The 15,139-nt window shown below is 67.7% G+C and carries 13 protein-coding genes and 2 pseudogenes; 4 read left to right on the top strand and 11 right to left on the bottom strand.

Annotation, left to right across the window (positions count from 1 at the left end):
* The first annotated feature begins 48 nt into the window (after positions 1-48).
* Positions 49-1,467 carry an NAD(P)-binding protein gene (locus tag ACZYW1_RS08355; protein WP_463787751.1) on the top strand — a complete coding sequence of 473 codons (1,419 nt, stop codon included), beginning with the start codon at positions 49-51 and terminating at the stop codon, positions 1,465-1,467.
* Here ACZYW1_RS08355 and ACZYW1_RS08360 read toward each other — a convergent pair.
* The 4 genes from ACZYW1_RS08360 to ACZYW1_RS08375 form a co-directional block, all read right to left on the bottom strand.
* The gene (locus tag ACZYW1_RS08360) at positions 1,432-2,274 is read right to left on the bottom strand and encodes a hypothetical protein (RefSeq protein WP_463784843.1); all 843 of its coding nucleotides are present in this window, start codon (positions 2,272-2,274) and stop codon (positions 1,432-1,434) included. The genes ACZYW1_RS08355 and ACZYW1_RS08360 overlap by 36 nt on opposite strands.
* Entirely contained in the window at positions 2,274-3,812 is a 1,539-nt protein-coding gene (locus tag ACZYW1_RS08365; protein ID WP_463784844.1) for an aldehyde dehydrogenase family protein, read from the bottom strand. The genes ACZYW1_RS08360 and ACZYW1_RS08365 overlap by 1 nt, the downstream gene beginning before the upstream one ends.
* Before the next feature lie 68 nt (positions 3,813-3,880).
* Positions 3,881-4,390: a mycothiol transferase gene (locus ACZYW1_RS08370; protein ID WP_463784846.1), complete on the bottom strand. Its 510-nt coding sequence runs from the start codon at positions 4,388-4,390 to the stop codon at positions 3,881-3,883.
* A gap of 11 nt (positions 4,391-4,401) precedes the next feature.
* The gene (locus ACZYW1_RS08375) at positions 4,402-4,776 is read right to left on the bottom strand and encodes a VOC family protein (RefSeq protein ID WP_463784849.1); all 375 of its coding nucleotides are present in this window, start codon (positions 4,774-4,776) and stop codon (positions 4,402-4,404) included.
* 96 nt (positions 4,777-4,872) lie between these two features.
* Here ACZYW1_RS08375 and ACZYW1_RS08380 point away from each other — a divergent pair, with 96 nt between their 5' ends.
* Positions 4,873-6,594, top strand: coding sequence for an N-acyl-D-amino-acid deacylase family protein (locus ACZYW1_RS08380; protein ID WP_463784852.1), 1,722 nt, complete (start codon positions 4,873-4,875; stop codon positions 6,592-6,594).
* A 148-nt stretch (positions 6,595-6,742) separates the two neighbouring features.
* On the opposite strand, the gene ACZYW1_RS08385 is transcribed toward ACZYW1_RS08380, so the two are convergent.
* The 5 genes and pseudogenes from ACZYW1_RS08385 to ACZYW1_RS08405 all read right to left on the bottom strand — a co-directional run bounded on the left by ACZYW1_RS08385 (position 6,743) and on the right by ACZYW1_RS08405 (position 10,154).
* Positions 6,743-7,120, bottom strand: a complete 378-nt coding sequence (locus ACZYW1_RS08385) for a heme-binding protein (RefSeq protein ID WP_463784854.1) — start codon at positions 7,118-7,120, stop codon at positions 6,743-6,745.
* Between the two features lie 82 nt (positions 7,121-7,202).
* A pseudogene (locus tag ACZYW1_RS08390) lies at positions 7,203-7,502 on the bottom strand (SDR family NAD(P)-dependent oxidoreductase); the annotation flags it as partial.
* Between the two features lie 34 nt (positions 7,503-7,536).
* Positions 7,537-7,623: pseudogene (locus tag ACZYW1_RS08395) on the bottom strand (SDR family NAD(P)-dependent oxidoreductase); the annotation flags it as partial.
* A gap of 76 nt (positions 7,624-7,699) precedes the next feature.
* Positions 7,700-9,325, bottom strand: a complete 1,626-nt coding sequence (gene groL, locus ACZYW1_RS08400; protein ID WP_463784856.1) for a chaperonin GroEL — start codon at positions 9,323-9,325, stop codon at positions 7,700-7,702.
* Positions 9,326-9,587: 262 nt separating this feature from the next.
* Complete coding sequence (locus ACZYW1_RS08405) at positions 9,588-10,154, bottom strand: TetR/AcrR family transcriptional regulator (RefSeq protein WP_463784858.1); 567 nt, start codon at positions 10,152-10,154, stop codon at positions 9,588-9,590.
* Positions 10,155-10,248: 94 nt separating this feature from the next.
* Here ACZYW1_RS08405 and ACZYW1_RS08410 point away from each other — a divergent pair, with 94 nt between their 5' ends.
* Entirely contained in the window at positions 10,249-11,148 is a 900-nt protein-coding gene (locus ACZYW1_RS08410) for an SDR family NAD(P)-dependent oxidoreductase (protein WP_463784860.1), read from the top strand.
* Here ACZYW1_RS08410 and ACZYW1_RS08415 read toward each other — a convergent pair.
* Entirely contained in the window at positions 11,145-11,843 is a 699-nt protein-coding gene (locus ACZYW1_RS08415; protein WP_463787752.1) for a M24 family metallopeptidase, read from the bottom strand. The genes ACZYW1_RS08410 and ACZYW1_RS08415 overlap by 4 nt on opposite strands.
* Before the next feature lie 140 nt (positions 11,844-11,983).
* Here ACZYW1_RS08415 and ACZYW1_RS08420 point away from each other — a divergent pair, with 140 nt between their 5' ends.
* Complete coding sequence (locus ACZYW1_RS08420; RefSeq protein ID WP_463784862.1) at positions 11,984-13,675, top strand: DEAD/DEAH box helicase; 1,692 nt, start codon at positions 11,984-11,986, stop codon at positions 13,673-13,675.
* A gap of 12 nt (positions 13,676-13,687) precedes the next feature.
* Here ACZYW1_RS08420 and ACZYW1_RS08425 read toward each other — a convergent pair whose 3' ends face one another.
* Entirely contained in the window at positions 13,688-15,124 is a 1,437-nt protein-coding gene (locus ACZYW1_RS08425; RefSeq protein ID WP_463787753.1) for a PH domain-containing protein, read from the bottom strand.
* Positions 15,125-15,139 lie beyond the last annotated feature (15 nt).

A 15,139-nucleotide genomic window follows, 5' to 3' on the forward strand; every position in this document is an offset into this window, starting at 1 on the left:
GGGCATCGGCTAGCGTTGCCGCCAAGGGGAGGATTTGGCGTGACAACAATGGACACCGATTATCTGGTCGTCGGCGCAGGCGCGATGGGTATGGCATTCACCGACACACTGGTGGCCGAGACCGACGCGCACGTAGTGGTCGTGGACCGCGGCCACTCGCCGGGCGGTCACTGGAACAGTGCCTATCCGTTCGTCCGGCTGCATCAGCCATCGGCCTATTACGGCGTCAATTCCCGTGGACTGGGCAGCGACACCATCGACCAACTCGGCTGGAACCAGGGACTTTACGAGCTGGCGACGGTGGGCGAGATCTGCGCCTACTTCGAAAAGGTGATGCACCAGGACCTGCTGCCGAGCGGGCGGGTGTCGTACTACCCGATGTCCGAATATCTCGGCGAGGGCCGCTTCCGCTCGCTGGCCGGCGGCGACCACACGGTCAACGTCCGCAGCCGCATCGTCGATGCGACGTACCTGCAGACCACTGTGCCGTCGATGCGCCCGCCGGCCTACCGGGTCGCCGAGGGTGTCGACTGCGTGCCACCCAACGACATGCCCGCCCGCGCCGCCGGCCGCGAGCGTTTCGTTATCGTCGGCGCCGGCAAGACCGGCATCGACGCGTGTTTGTGGTTGCTGCGCAACGGTATTCCGCCCGAGCGGCTGACCTGGATCATGCCGCGCGATTCGTGGCTGATGGATCGCGCGAACATCCAGCCCGGCCCGCAATTCCTGGAGCGGTTCCAGACCGGGTTCGCTCACCGGTTGATCGCGATCGAGGCCGCCACCGACGTGGCCGACCTGTTCGACCGGCTGGAAGCGTGCGGGAATCTGCTGCGGCTGGATCCAGCGGTGCAGCCGACGATGTACCGCTGCGCGAACGTGACGACGACCGAGCTCGATCAGTTGCGGCGCATCGTCGATGTCGTACGGCTGGGACGGGTGCAGAGCATCGAGCCCGGCAAGGTGGTGCTCGACGACGGGGAGATCAGCGTCGACAGCTCGGCCCTGTTCGTCGACTGCAGCGCTGACGGCTTGGAGAAGCGGCCGCCGGCAACAGTTTTCGACGGCGACCGGATCACGCTGCAGAGTATCCGCGGCTGCCAGCAGGTGTTCAGCTCCGGCATGATCGCCCACGTCGAAGCCGCCTACCACGACGACGAGTCGCGTAACCGGCTGTGTCAACCCGTGCCACACCCCAACACCGACATCGACTGGCTGACCACGACGCTGGCCGAACAGCGCAACCAGATCGGCTGGTTCGAGGACGCCGAGCTGGTGAATTGGTTGTGCGATGCGCGGCTGGACCTGATGCGGCACATGTATGCCCCACTGGTCGGCAAGCCCCAGGAAGTCCGCGACAAAGTGTTCGGCATGATCACCGCCGGACTGCGCTCGGCCAACGAGAAGCTGGAAACGCTACTCAGCGAGCAGCTTTCAGCTCTTCCGCAGGCTGCTGACGCCCGCAACTAGCACGCCCAGCAGCACCAGCGCGCCACCTGCCGCCAGCGTCACGTCCAACCAGTCGTGCAGGCTGGTCTCGGCGTGGCCGACCATCACGTCGGCGATCCCGCGGATGCCACCGGTGGTGTTGTTCAGCGTGTCGTTGAGCGGGTAGCGGGCGAGTTCGATGGCGACCCACCCTCCGGCGCCGACCAGTAGCGCTGAGATCCCGAGACCGGCCAGCGCCCTGCCACGGCTGCGCGCGGAGGCCCACGTCAGCAGCGCGAAGACGCCGGTCACCGCGACCGCACCGACACTCACCCACAGCCCCCAGGTGGCCAGCGGTCGTAATTTGCCCGGCTGCAACACCTTCGGCGTCGACACCGTCACCGGGATCCGGACCGTGTCGGGTACCTGCACGTTGTGACTCGCCAGCAACCGCTCGAAGGCGGTGTCCTTCAGCATGCCAGCGAGGTCGAGCACCCACTGGTCGCCCTCGGACTGGCCGTGGGCGCCGGTGAACATCCAGTCGTGCGCCAGCCGGTTGGCGTCGGCGAACTGTGCCGGGAAGTCTGGACCGGCGGTGTAGCCGGCAGCGACGGCGTGGACCTTCGCCGAATCGGCGTGCTGGCCGCGCTGGTTGATCAGAACCGTTGCTTTGGTTGCCAATTCGGCAGCCACCGCCGACTGCAGCGCCTTGTCACCGGCCGTCTTCCGCGCCATCGCGGTGTAACCGTCGACGTCGACGACGTGCGTCTGCGCCCATACCGTCGGCACGGCGACGGCCAGCGCTGCCGTGGCACACAGCCACAGCAGCGCCGTCAGCACCAATCGCACTACTTGGCGACGCGGCGGGGGCGCACCAGCGCCATCTTGGTCATCATCTTGTTGACCCGCTTGAGCGCCTTGAGTGAATTGTTGTAGTAGTTCTGCCCTGCACCGACATTCGTGCGCGGCGTGACGACCGTCTCGACCCGGCAGAACTTGCGCAGCCCGTCGGCGCCGCCGAACCGCGCTCCGATGCCGGAGGTCTTCCAGCCGCCCATCGGGGCCGTCGTGCACATCAGATTGGTGATGACGTCGTTGATGTTGACCGCACCGCAGTCCAGTTGCAGCGCAACCTCTTTGGCTCGCTCAAAGTCCTTGGAGAACACCGAGGCACTCAGCCCGTATTCGCTGTCGTTGGCCAGCCGGACCGCTTCGGAGACCGAGCCCACCTTCATGATCGGCAGCGTGGGGCCGAAGGTCTCCTCGGTCATACACGTCATCGTGTGGTCGACGTCGACCAGCACAGTGGGCGGGTAGAAGCTGCCCGACGTGGTGGTGCGCTGTCCGCCGGTCAACGCCCGCGCGCCGGCCGCGACGGCATCGCGGACGTGGCGCTCGGTGACGGACAGTTGCTGCTCGTCGATCAGCGCGCCGAAGTCGTGGCCCTCGCCGGCACCGACCTGCAGCGCCTTGACGTCGCGAACGACGGCGTCGACAAACTGGTCGTAGACCTGCTCGAGCACGTAGACCCGTTCGACCGAGACACAGGTCTGTCCCGCGTTGAACATCGCTCCCCAGACCGCGGCGTGCGCGGCGAGGTCGACGTCGGCGTCCTCCAGGACGATCATCGGGTCCTTGCCGCCGAGCTCCAGGCTGACCGGCGTCAGGCGGCGGGCGGCCCGCTCCATCACCTTGCTGCCGGTGGCGCACGAACCGGTGAACTGGATGTAGTCCGAGTTGTCGACCACGCCTTCGGACACCGCGCGGGCGCCCTGCACCACCGCGAACACGTCGGGGGCACCGGACTCCAGCCAGCCCCGGCGCAACACCTCGGCGGTCAACGGGGTCCGCTCGGAGGGCTTCAGCAGGACCGCACAGCCCGCGGCCAGCGCCCCGATACCGTCCATCAGCGCGTTGGCCACCGGGTAGTTCCACGGCGCGATGATACCCACCACAGGCCGTGGCCGGTAATGGATGCTGACCTTCTTGATCGCCATCAAAGGCAGTGCGGCGGGCCGCTTTTCGGGTGCGAGCGCCTTGGCCATCGTCCGGATGTAGTACGACAGGATCATGATCAGCATCGGCACTTCCTGCGCCGCGTCGGTCGCCGACTTGCCGGTCTCCTTGATCAGCAGATCCTCGATCTCGTCACGGTGGTCGCCCAGCCACACCGCGAAGCGGGCCAGCACCTTGGCGCGCCCGTCGGGTCCGCGCTGTTCCCATTCGCGTTGGTTGGTGCGCAGCCCGGCGGCGATGGTGGGGATGTCAGCGGCGTCGGTCCACTGCACCTGCCCGGCGATGGCGCCGTTGGCCGGGTTGTAGATGGTGCCGGTGCCGGAGAACTCAGTGGCGCCGGGCGCGGTGTCGGGAGGCTTGATGGCGGTCATAAGGGCCATGGTAGTCGCGCGAGTGTGACGTGCGTCGCACGGGTTCGACAGGTGTCAAGTTTGCCGGGTCAGGGCGCGATGCCGCGCAGATAGGCTGCCTGGCCCAAGTGCTGAGCGCAATCGTCGATGATGCTGACGATGCGCGCGCTGGCGGTCACCGGCGGATCCCAGTTGCGGTCGACGACGCGCTCCAGGTCCTCGGCGGTGACCCGCGCGACGAACTCCAGCGTGGCCTCGTGCACCGCGCGGTAGTAGCCGGCCAGCAGATCGGCGGACACCTGCACCTTCGCCACCTCGTCCGGACCGTGCCCGTAACCGCTGTCGTTGCGGGGCAGGTCGAGACCGAATCGGTCCACCCATCCCCCGGACGTCCACACCTGTTCGATTCCGGCGATCGGCGCGAGCTGGATGTCCTGCACGCGGGCACTGTGCCAGATCAGCCAGGCGATGCTGTTGGCCTCCGGAGTCGGCCGGTAACCGGCCACGTCGTCGCTCAAGCCGTCGGTCAGCTCGTCGACGTGCTCGATCAGCCGGGTGAACGCGTCGCGCAGCAACTCTCGAACGGCGTTGTCAGACATACCTTCCGACCCTACCCATGGCAGACCGCTTCGACGTTGTTGCCGTCGGGGTCGCGGACGAAGGCGCCGAAGTAGCCCGGGTGGTACTCCGGCCACAGCCGCGGCGCGTGCAGCGACTCCGCACCCAACTCGACGGCGGCGTCGTAGAACGCCCGAACCGCATCGTGGTCAGCGGCGCTGAAGGCGAAGTGCGTCTCCCGGTTCGGCCCGTCGGCGGTACCCGCTGACGCATCCGCGATCCAGAACACCGGATGGCCGTCTTCTCCGTATCCGATGGCCACACCGAAATCCATCTGCCGCGAATAGCCCAGCACCCCCAGCACGCGGTCGTAGAACATCTGCGACCTGGCGTAGTCCGTGCAGTTGATACCGAAGTGATCGATCATCGGCGCCACTCCTCCTCATCGCTTCGCTCTGCATCGTCGTCGGCGGTCATCCGTTGATCCTGGCATCTGCCACCGACACGGTCGTAGATTATTTAGATGACCTACGACCTGATCATCCGTAACGGCACCATCGTCGACGGACTGGGCGGCGAGCCCTACACGGCGGACATCGCCGTGCGAGACGGCGTCATCGCCGCGGTCGGCGACGTGAACGGCGCGGGCGGCACCCGCGAGATCGACGCAGCCGGCTTGCTCGTCACTCCCGGTTTCGTCGACCTGCACACCCATTACGACGGTCAGTCCATCTGGTCGGAACGGCTGACGCCGTCGTCGGCGCATGGGGTGACGACCGTGGTGATGGGCAACTGCGGCGTCGGCTTCGCGCCGTGCCGCCAGGAGGACCACGACGTCCTGGTCGACGTGATGGCCGGCGTGGAGGACATCCCCGATGTCGTGATGACCGACGGCCTGCCGTGGAACTGGGAGACCTTCCCGCAGTACATGGACGCCCTGGAGGCGGGTAGGCGCGACATCGATGTGGCTGCCTACCTGCCGCATTCGCCGCTGCGCGTCTACGTGATGGGCCAGCGGGGCGCCGATCGCGAACCGGCCACCGAGGATGATCTGGCCAGGATGCGCGAGCTGGCCAAGGAAGCGATCGAGGTCGGCGCACTGGGCTTCGCCTCGTCGCGCTTCACCATCCACAAAACCGAAAGCGGCGCTCCGATACCGAGTTACGGCGCCGCACGCGAGGAGATCGAACAGATCGCGCGCGGTGTGGTCGACGGCGGTGGCGGGCTGCTGCAGTTTGTGCCCGACATCCCGGCCGGTGGCTACCAGCCCGTCCTGCAGACGGTGTTCGATGTGGCGGAAGACGTCGGGTTGCCGGTCACCTTCACCCTGGTCGTGGGCAACGCCGGGGACCCGACCTGGCCGGACGCCATCACGATGATCGAGAAGGCCAACGCGGCCGGCGGAGACATCACCGCCCAGCTGCTGCCCCGGCCGATCGGACTGATCATCGGGCTGCAGCTGACGGCCAACCCGTTCGTGCTGTATCCCAGCTACCAGGAGATCGCGCATCTGCCGCTGGCCGAGCGCGTCGCCGAGATGCGTAAGCCCGAGGTCCGCGCCCGGATCCTCGCGGACCAGCCCGGCGAGGGACATCCGTTGCTCTTCGTCACGCGGATGTGGGACTGGATCTTCCCGCTGGACGAGAACCCGAACTACGAGCCCGACCCCGCGAACAGCATCGGCGCCCGCGCCCGCGCCAAGGGCCTGGATCCGATGGAAGAGGCCTACGACCGGCTGCTCGATGACGACGGGCACGCCATGCTGCTCGTGGCGACCAGCAACATGGAGAACAACTCACTGGACACCGTTGGCGAGTTGCTGCATCGCGACGACGTGGTGCTTGGGCTGGGCGACGGCGGCGCGCACTACGGAATGATCTGCGACGCAAGCTATTCCACGTACTTCCTGGCCCACTGGGCGCGTGATCGCAAGACCGGCCGATTCTCGGTGACCGAGGCGGTGCGCCGACTCACCTCGGTGCCTGCCCGCGTCGCCGGACTGGGCGACCGCGGCCGGATCGCCGTCGGCTACAAGGCCGACCTCAACATCATCGACCATGCGGCGCTGCAGATTCACAAGCCGGTGATCACCTACGACCTGCCCGCGGGTGGCCGACGACTGGACCAGACCGCCGACGGTTATGTGGCGACCATCGTCTCGGGTGAGGTGATCGCCGAGAACGGTGTGCCGACCGATGCGCGACCGGGCAAGCTGATCCGCGGCCGCCAGTCGGTGCCCGCCTGATCCCAGGCGCCTCCCTGGCACCGAGCCTGGAACATGTGCCGATGTGCCCGCCTCTGAGCGACAACGGTGTCTTCGCGCGGAAGTTGTCGCTCGAAGGTGGGCACATCGAGTGCCCGCTCGGGCAGAGGCGAGTGTGGCAGGTGGTGCGCTAGTTCGCCGACAGCGCATCGAACAACGCCGCCAGCTGGTCCGGCGACACCGAGGAGTTGCACCGACCCTTGAGGTCGAGCAGCGGCTGGGCGATGCCCTTCAGTGCCAGCGCCTCGCCGACGTGGCCGAGGAAATAGCCCCGAACCGACGCCTTGGCCTCGGCGGGCGACTGGTTGACCGCGGCGGTCAGCACGTTGTTCACGTCCGGGTGGCTGTCGAGGTAGCCGCTGGCCGAGTTCAGCACCCCGCTGGCGGTGGCAGCCACGCCGCTGGCCGAACACGGGTCAGGCGCGGCGCCGGCGGTCGGCGCAAGAACGAGGCAAGCAGCGATGCCGGGGATGACTCCAAAGACTGTGCGCCGTAACGATTTACCCATTGTGCGGTTCCCTTCATCCCCAACTGTTCGAACGTTCAGCCTATCCTCAGTCGCATGCGCCGCGTCCAACACCTTGCCGCCGTCAGCCCGCTGACCGGTCCCGGCGCAGGCCCGGATGCTGACTCTTCAGCAGCGGCATCAGCAATCGCCGCGGCATGAACTGCAACAGCCGGGTGCTGAACTGGCGCGGCACACCGGCGATCACCGTGCCGCGGTCGCCGTCGAGCGCGTCGATACCGATGCGCGCAACATCGCGTGAGGCCATCCACAGGAACTTGGGAAATGCTGCGGCAAAGGCCTTCTCGTCCATCCCGGCGCTTTTCAGGAACTCGGTGCGAACCGGCCCCGGGCACAGCAGCGCGACGGTGACCCCGGTGCCGGCGGGCGACCAGCGTCACGCCGTGGCCGCGGTCGACCAGTTCGCGGGCGATGTCGCGACCGATGCCCGACGAGGCGCCGGTGACGACGGCGGTACTGCTCGCCGATGGTGTCGGAAGAGGCATCGCTCAACCCTACGTACCCGCGGATACGAAAAACCCGGCCCCACGAGGGGACCGGGCTTCTCGTTTGCCTGTTGGACTAGAAGTCCATGCCACCCATGCCACCGGTCGGGTCGCCGGCGGGAGCCGCGGCCTTCTCCGGCTTGTCGGCCACGACGGCCTCGGTGGTCAGGAACAGCGCCGCGATGGACGCCGCGTTCTGCAGCGCCGAACGCGTCACCTTGACCGGGTCGGCGACGCCGGCCTTGAGCAGGTCCTCGTACTCACCGGTGGCGGCGTTCAAGCCGGTGCCGGCAGGCGAGTTGGTGACCTTCTCGGCGACAACGCCGGGCTCGAGCCCGCCGTTGAAGGCGATCTGCTTCAACGGAGCCGACAGCGCCACGCGCACGATGTTCGCGCCCGTCGCCTCGTCACCGGTGAGCTTCAGATCGTCCAGCGCAGGAGCCGACTGCAACAGGGCCACGCCACCACCGGCGACGATGCCCTCTTCGACGGCCGCCTTGGCGTTACGCACGGCGTCCTCGATGCGGTGCTTACGCTCCTTGAGCTCCACCTCGGTCGCAGCGCCGGCCTTGATCACCGCAACACCGCCGGCCAGCTTGGCCAGGCGCTCCTGCAGCTTCTCGCGGTCGTAGTCGGAGTCGCTGTTCTCGATCTCGGCGCGGATCTGGGCGACCCGTCCGGCGATCGCGTCGGAGTCACCACTGCCCTCGACGATGGTGGTCTCGTCCTTGTTGATGACCACCTTGCGGGCCTGGCCCAGCAGCGAGATGTCAGCAGTCTCCAGCGACAGGCCGACCTCTTCGCTGACGACCTGGCCACCGGTCAGGATCGCGATGTCCTGCAGCATGGCCTTGCGGCGGTCACCGAAGCCCGGAGCCTTGACGGCGACCGACTTGAAGGTGCCGCGGATCTTGTTCACGACCAGGGTCGACAGGGCTTCGCCCTCGACGTCCTCGGCGATGATCAGCAACGGCTTGCCGGACTGGATGACCTTCTCCAGCAGCGGCAACAGGTCCTTGACCGTCGACACCTTCGACGAGACCAACAGGATGTAGGGGTCCTCGAGGACCGCTTCCTGACGCTCGGCGTCGGTGACGAAGTAACCCGAGATGTAGCCCTTGTCGAAGCGCATACCTTCGGTGAGCTCCAGCTGCAGGCCGAAGGTGTTCGACTCCTCGACGGTGATGACACCCTCGTTGCCGACCTTGTCCATGGCCTCGGCGATCAGCTCGCCGATCTGGGTGTCACCGGCCGAGATGGCAGCGGTGGCCGAGATCTGCTCTTTGGTCTCGACCTCTTTGGCCGACTTCAGCAGGGTCTCGGTGATCTTCTCGACGGCCTTCTCGATGCCGCGCTTGAGGCCAAGCGGGTTGGCGCCGGCCGCGACGTTGCGCAGACCTTCCTTGACGAGCGCCTGAGCCAGCACGGTCGCCGTGGTGGTGCCGTCACCGGCCACGTCGTCGGTCTTCTTGGCGACTTCCTTGACCAGCTCGGCGCCGATCTTCTCGTACGGGTCCTCCAGCTCGATCTCCTTGGCGATGGACACACCATCGTTGGTGATCGTGGGGGCGCCCCACTTCTTCTCCAGGACGACGTTGCGGCCCTTGGGGCCCAACGTCACCTTTACCGCGTCGGCGAGGGCGTTCAGGCCCCGCTCGAGGCCGCGACGGGCCTCTTCGTCGTACGCAATTGTCTTAGCCATTGCGAAGTGATTCCTCCGAATTTAGGTAGACACGCAGGGCGACCGCTGGTTGGGTCGCCCTATCAAGCTGTGGTCGGGTGCAGTGCCCGCGACGGACGGCGTTGGGGTGTCTTCCGCTGACGCGGCCCCGGCCTCACCGTCCCGACCTAGCACTCACCGGTCGGGAGTGCCAGTGTCATTTTTAGCACTCGCCTATACCGAGTGCAAGAAGCGGCCCCCGCGCCGATGCGCGCCAGGAGCAGGGCGGGAAGTGCGCATCACGTCACCGCGACGGACGCAAACCGTCGACGACGACGTCGGTCAGGCGCGCCGCCCGCGTCTTGTCATAGCCCTGCATGGCCTGGCACCCCACCATCAATGCCTTGATCGCCGGCACGTCGACGTCGGCACGAACGGTCCCGGCGCCCTGCGCGGCCCGCAGCAGCTCGCCGAGTAGCGCCCGGAACTCGCCTTCGGCATTCGGCGCCGCCGTCTCGACGTTGATGCCGAGCCCGCCGAGGGCGTCGACCAGACCTTGGTCGGTGGCACCGAAGTCCAGGACCATCGACCGCAGGAATGTGAACAGCGCTTCGCCCGGCCCCGGGTCGTCCAGCAGGGCCCTCCCGGCGGCGATGACGTGCTCCAGGCGACTCTCGACGACCGCCGAGAACAGGTCTTCCTTGGTCGGGAAGTGTCGGTAGATCGTGCCGGCCCCGACGCCGGCACGGCGGGCGATCTCGTCGATCGGCACCGACAGGCCCTCGGCGGCGAACGTCTCGTACGCGGTTTCGAGGACCCGGGCGCGGTTGCGGGCCGCGTCGGCACGCAACGGTCGAGCGGGTACAGCCATACCACCACCTACCGGTTGACAAAACGGGGCGCACGTTCCGTATAGTTGAACCGGAGCGCACGCCCCGTTTACCTTACAGCTTAGGAGCAATGGCATGGCCAATTGGACGACACGAGACATTCCCGACCAGACCGGCCGCGTCGCCGTGGTCACCGGAGCCAATACCGGCCTGGGCTACGAGACGGCGAAAGCGTTGGCCGAACACGGCGCCCACGTGGTGCTGGCGGTTCGCAATCTCGACAAGGGCAAGGATGCGGCGGCGCGGATCACCGCCAACGGTCCGCGCGGTGCGGTCGCCCTGCAGGAGCTCGACCTGACCTCGCTGGACTCCGTCCGCGCCGCGGCACGTCAGCTGCGTGCCGACCACGACCACATCGACCTGCTGATCAACAACGCCGGGGTGATGTGGACGCCGAAGTCGACCACCAGCGACGGCTTCGAGCTGCAGTTCGGCACCAACCATCTGGGCCACTTCGCCTTCACGGGCCTGCTGCTGGATCGGCTGCTGCCGGTCGCCGGCTCGCGGATCGTGACGGTCAGCAGCATCGGCCACCGCATCATCGCCGACATCCACTTCGACGATCTGCAGTGGGAGCACAGCTACAACCGGGTCGCCGCGTACGGCCAGGCCAAGCTGGCCAACCTGCTGTTCACCTACGAGCTGCAACGGCGGCTCGCCTCGCACGGAACGACGCTCGCCGCCGCCGCCCACCCCGGCGGTTCCAGCACCGAGCTCGCGCGGTACCTGCCCGCGGGTCTGGGGCGTGCGTTCGAATGGGTCTCCCAGGACGCAGCGATGGGTGCGCTGCCGACTCTTCGCGCCGCCGTCGACCCAGCGGTGACCGGTGGGCAGTACTACGGGCCAGGCGGACTCGGCGGAATGCGGGGCTACCCCAAGGTGGTGGCGTCGAACAAGAGGTCGCACGACGCCGACCGGCAGCGCCGGTTGTGGGCCGTCTCCGAAGAGCTGACCGGGGTCACATTCCCGGTCTAGCCCAGATCGAGCAGTTGCTCGTAAAAACCACCGAACCGGTGCTGCGGGTCGATCAGATGGACTTCGAGTATCCAGTGGCACCGGCGGCCGCGGGGGTCGCTCCGCCGCATCGGTTTGGTGGATCCGGGCATCACGTACCACTCGGTCTTCGTGCCGGGGATCTTCTTGTGCGGAAATTCCCCGACCAGGTGACCGGCGATGTGACTGCCCCAGCCGAACCCCCCGGCGCGGGCCAGTTCGACTGTGGCGTCGAATAATTCGGCACCCGTGATCTGCGGGTGCTCGTTGAAGTGGTCGCGGCCGCCCTGCCAGACCGTGGCCAGCGCGTCGCGGAGGGCGAGCTTGTCCGGGTCGTCACCGAGGACGAAGGTGCGACCGAAGTCCGCCTCCCACTCCTCGAAGATCGGACCCAGGTCCAGGAACACGATGTCGTCGTCGGCGACCACGCGGTCCGGTGGGCGTTTCTTGAACGGCTGCAGGGTGTTCTCGCCGGCGCGCACGATGCGCCGGTGCCAATGCCGGGTGACGCCGAGCAGGTCGGCGGCCAACGCGTTGATCTCGTCGGACAGCGCCTTCTCGCCGACTCCGGGCCGGATCAGGCCGCGGTGTTCGATCTCCTCGAACAGCTGCGCCGCTTTGGCCTCAGCATCCAGGAGACGTTCGACGCGAACGCTCTCTTCGGTCACCGCATCGATGCTACGGCCCGGCCGGCCCCGAGCCCGCCCACGAGCCGCCTCCGAGCTCGTCTTCCAGGCGCGACTCGCCGCCGTCCTGCGGAGATGCGTGCGCCGATGCCGTTGCCCTAGACTGCATCTCGATCAGATTGGAGTCTCGGGTGCGGGCAGTTGAAGCGCCCAGCACCCGGGCTTTGCGGGGCTGGCAACGTCGAGCCTTGGTGCGTTATCTGAGCGCCAAACCGCGCGACTATCTGCTGGTCGCCACCCCTGGTGCGGGCAAGACCGCGTTTGCTCTCCGGATCGCCGGCGAGTTGCTGGCCGATCGCACCATCGACGCCATCACGGTGGTGGTGCCCACCGAGCACCTCAAGGTGCAGTGGGCCATGGCGGCGGCCGTCGACGGCATCGCGCTGGACCCGAAGTTCAGCAACAGCGCCGCCCACACCTCCGCCGAGTACCACGGCGTGGTGGTCACCTATGCGCAAGTGGCCAGCCACCCGACCCGGCACCGGGTGCGCACCGAGGGTCGCAAGACGCTGGTCATCTTCGACGAGATCCACCACGGCGGCGAGGCCAAGAGTTGGGGCGACGCATTGCGGGAGGCGTTCGACGACGCCACCCGTCGGCTGGCGCTGACGGGTACGCCGTTCCGCAGCGACGACTCCCCGATCCCTTTTGTGCGCTACGAGCCGGATGCCGCCGGGACGATGCGGTCGCAGGCCGACCACACCTACGGCTACACCGACGCGCTGGCCGACGGCGTGGTCCGGCCGGTGGTGTTCATGGCCTACTCCGGTGAAACCCGCTGGCGCGACAGCGCCGGTGCGGAGCACGCCGCCCGACTCGGCGAACCGGCCAGCGCCGAGCACACCGCCCGCGCCTGGCGGACCGCGCTGGACCCCGCCGGCGAGTGGATGCCCGCGGTCATCACCGCAGCCGATACCCGGCTGCGCCAACTGCGCGCCGGCGGAGTGCCGGACGCCGGCGGCATGGTGATCGCTTCGGATCAGCAGGCCGCCCGTGCGTATAGCGTTCTGCTGAAACGGATTACCGGCGAAGAACCGACGATCGTGCTGTCCGACGACCCGGGCGCGTCCAAGCGCATCGCACAGTTCTCCGCCTCGAACACCCGCTGGCTGGTCGCGGTGCGGATGGTGTCCGAAGGTGTCGACGTGCCACGCCTGGCGGTCGGTGTCTACGCGACCAGCGCCTCCACGCCACTGTTCTTCGCCCAGGCCATCGGCCGGTTCGTCCGGTCCCGCCGGCCGGGCGAGACCGCGAGCGTCTTCCTGCCGTCGGTGCCGTCGCTGCTGCTGCTGGCCAGCGAGCTGGAGGCGCAGCGCAATCACGTTCTCGGACAACCGCATCGGGAGAACGAGATCGACGAACTCGCCGAAGCGCAACGGCGCAAGGACGAACCGTCGGAGATGGACAACAAATTCGAGTCGCTGGGCGCCGACGCCGAGCTCGACCAGGTGATCTTCGACGGCTCCTCGTTCGGCACCGCCACCCCCGCCGGCAGCGAGGAAGAAGCCGACTATCTGGGCATCCCCGGCCTGCTGGACGCCGGCCAGATGCGAGAGTTGTTGCGCCGCCAGCAGGAGGAGCAGTACGACCGCCGAAGCCGCGACGGTGTCACCACTGTCGAGCCCGTCACCCGACACGGGCAACTGCGTGACCTCCGCCGTGAGCTCAATGCACTGGTGTCGGCGGCACACTACCGACTCGGCAAACCGCACGGGTGGATCCACAACGAGCTACGCCGGCTGTGCGGTGGCCCCCCGGTGGCCGCGGCCACCAGCGACCAACTCGCGGCCCGGATCATCGCGGTGCGCGGGCTGACCGCCTGACGGCGAGCGCGCTTACCTTGTCGCCCACATGCTTTCGGCCACCCACGGCGACGACTCGGCCGCGATCGACCACACCAGGTGGTCCGGCACATCGATCAACGGGTAGCGCTTGACGCCGGCGGCGGTGGCCGCCACCAGAGTCGCGACCCTGGCGCGTCGCTGAAACGGCGTCTGGCGCACCGTCCAACTGATGATGCCCGCGGTGGCGAGGCAGTCACGGCGGCGTTCCAGGCTGCCGGACCGCATCACCAGCCAGCCGTCGTGGACGCGGTGCCCGAGGGCGCCGATCCGGTCGACTGCAAGCAATGCACACCACGCCGTCACCGCAATCCAGGCGGGCCAAACCCACAGCGGCACAATACTTTCACCGTTGATCGCAACGGCGATGCCCAATCCGGCACCGACAAGCAATGGCAGCCCGAGGGCACGGGTCCACCGTCGGGTGGCGGCACGGCTGCCGTGTCCGCGCAGCGGCCCGGTGACGACGTCGCGGTCACCGACGAGTTCGGTCAACACCGCTTCGGCCGTGGACGCCGGGCACGGCGGCAGCAGCACCGACGCCTCGCCGGCACCGTGCACACCCGTCATGACCGCGTCCAGCCGCGCACCACCGAACATCCGCACCAGCAGTGGCTGCCGCAGCGTCCCGCCGCGCAGTCGGCTCATGTCGTAGGCCCGCTCGCGGAGCCGGAGCAGGCCGTGCCGCAGATGCAATACGTCGGCGTGCCGCAGCAGCACCAGATTGCCCCAGGTGAGCATCGATCGCAGCACCGTGAGCACCACCGACACGACCAGAAGCGTTCCGCCGACCACCGCGACGGTGTTCACCGTCCCCAACCGATCGCTGTAGTCGAGCGCCCACCGGCCGATCCGCGAATGCTGCAGCGGCCCGGCGAATCCGCTCTGGTAGATGACCCCGGCAGCGGCGGCCAGCGACAACAACCCCGACACGCTCAGCGGCGAGTACCTCAACCACGCCGGCTGCCAGCGGGCCAGCACCTCGTCCTGGGCCTCCGCGGTGGTCTCACTCGCCGGCTCGGTCGAATCGGCCAGCAGGATCGCCTTCAGCTGCGGCACCTCGGCCACCTCGACGGCATTGAGCTCGAAAGCACCAGAACCACTGTCGCCCTTGGCTTCTTGACCGGTGCTCACCCGCACCACGGCCAGACCCATCACCCGGTGCAGCAACCGCGCATCACTGCTCACCGAACGAATTCTGTTGAGCGGCAATGACAACACCTTGCGCTGCAGCAGTCCCGTCCGTAGCTGTAGTTGCGCCGCATCGACGCGGTAGCTGGTGGTGACCCACCGCGCCACACCGACGACGACCGTGTACGCCACCACCGCGATCGTCCAGAACTGGTTACCGGTGGTCGTCCCCAGCACGATGGCGCCGATCAAGAAGGGCAACTCGCGCAGCAATTCGTAGACCGGATGAACCAGCAGCATCCGGGGACTCAACCG

It is taken from the genome of Mycobacterium sp. IDUB_36, from assembly GCF_055419225.1.

Bases quoted from the DNA above. Each gene is read 5' to 3' on its own strand.
- ACZYW1_RS08355 (WP_463787751.1), top strand. From the start codon at position 49: ATGGACACCGATTATCTGGTCGTCGGCGCAGGCGCGATGGGTATGGCA.
- ACZYW1_RS08365 (WP_463784844.1), bottom strand. From the start codon at position 3,812: ATGACCGCCATCAAGCCTCCCGACACCGCGCCCGGCGCCACTGAGTTC.
- ACZYW1_RS08370 (WP_463784846.1), bottom strand. From the start codon at position 4,390: ATGTCTGACAACGCCGTTCGAGAGTTGCTGCGCGACGCGTTCACCCGG.
- ACZYW1_RS08375 (WP_463784849.1), bottom strand. From the start codon at position 4,776: ATGATCGATCACTTCGGTATCAACTGCACGGACTACGCCAGGTCGCAG.
- ACZYW1_RS08380 (WP_463784852.1), top strand. From the start codon at position 4,873: ATGACCTACGACCTGATCATCCGTAACGGCACCATCGTCGACGGACTG.
- ACZYW1_RS08385 (WP_463784854.1), bottom strand. From the start codon at position 7,120: ATGGGTAAATCGTTACGGCGCACAGTCTTTGGAGTCATCCCCGGCATC.
- groL (WP_463784856.1), bottom strand. From the start codon at position 9,325: ATGGCTAAGACAATTGCGTACGACGAAGAGGCCCGTCGCGGCCTCGAG.
- ACZYW1_RS08405 (WP_463784858.1), bottom strand. From the start codon at position 10,154: ATGGCTGTACCCGCTCGACCGTTGCGTGCCGACGCGGCCCGCAACCGC.
- ACZYW1_RS08410 (WP_463784860.1), top strand. From the start codon at position 10,249: ATGGCCAATTGGACGACACGAGACATTCCCGACCAGACCGGCCGCGTC.
- ACZYW1_RS08425 (WP_463787753.1), bottom strand. From the start codon at position 15,124: ATGCTGCTGGTTCATCCGGTCTACGAATTGCTGCGCGAGTTGCCCTTC.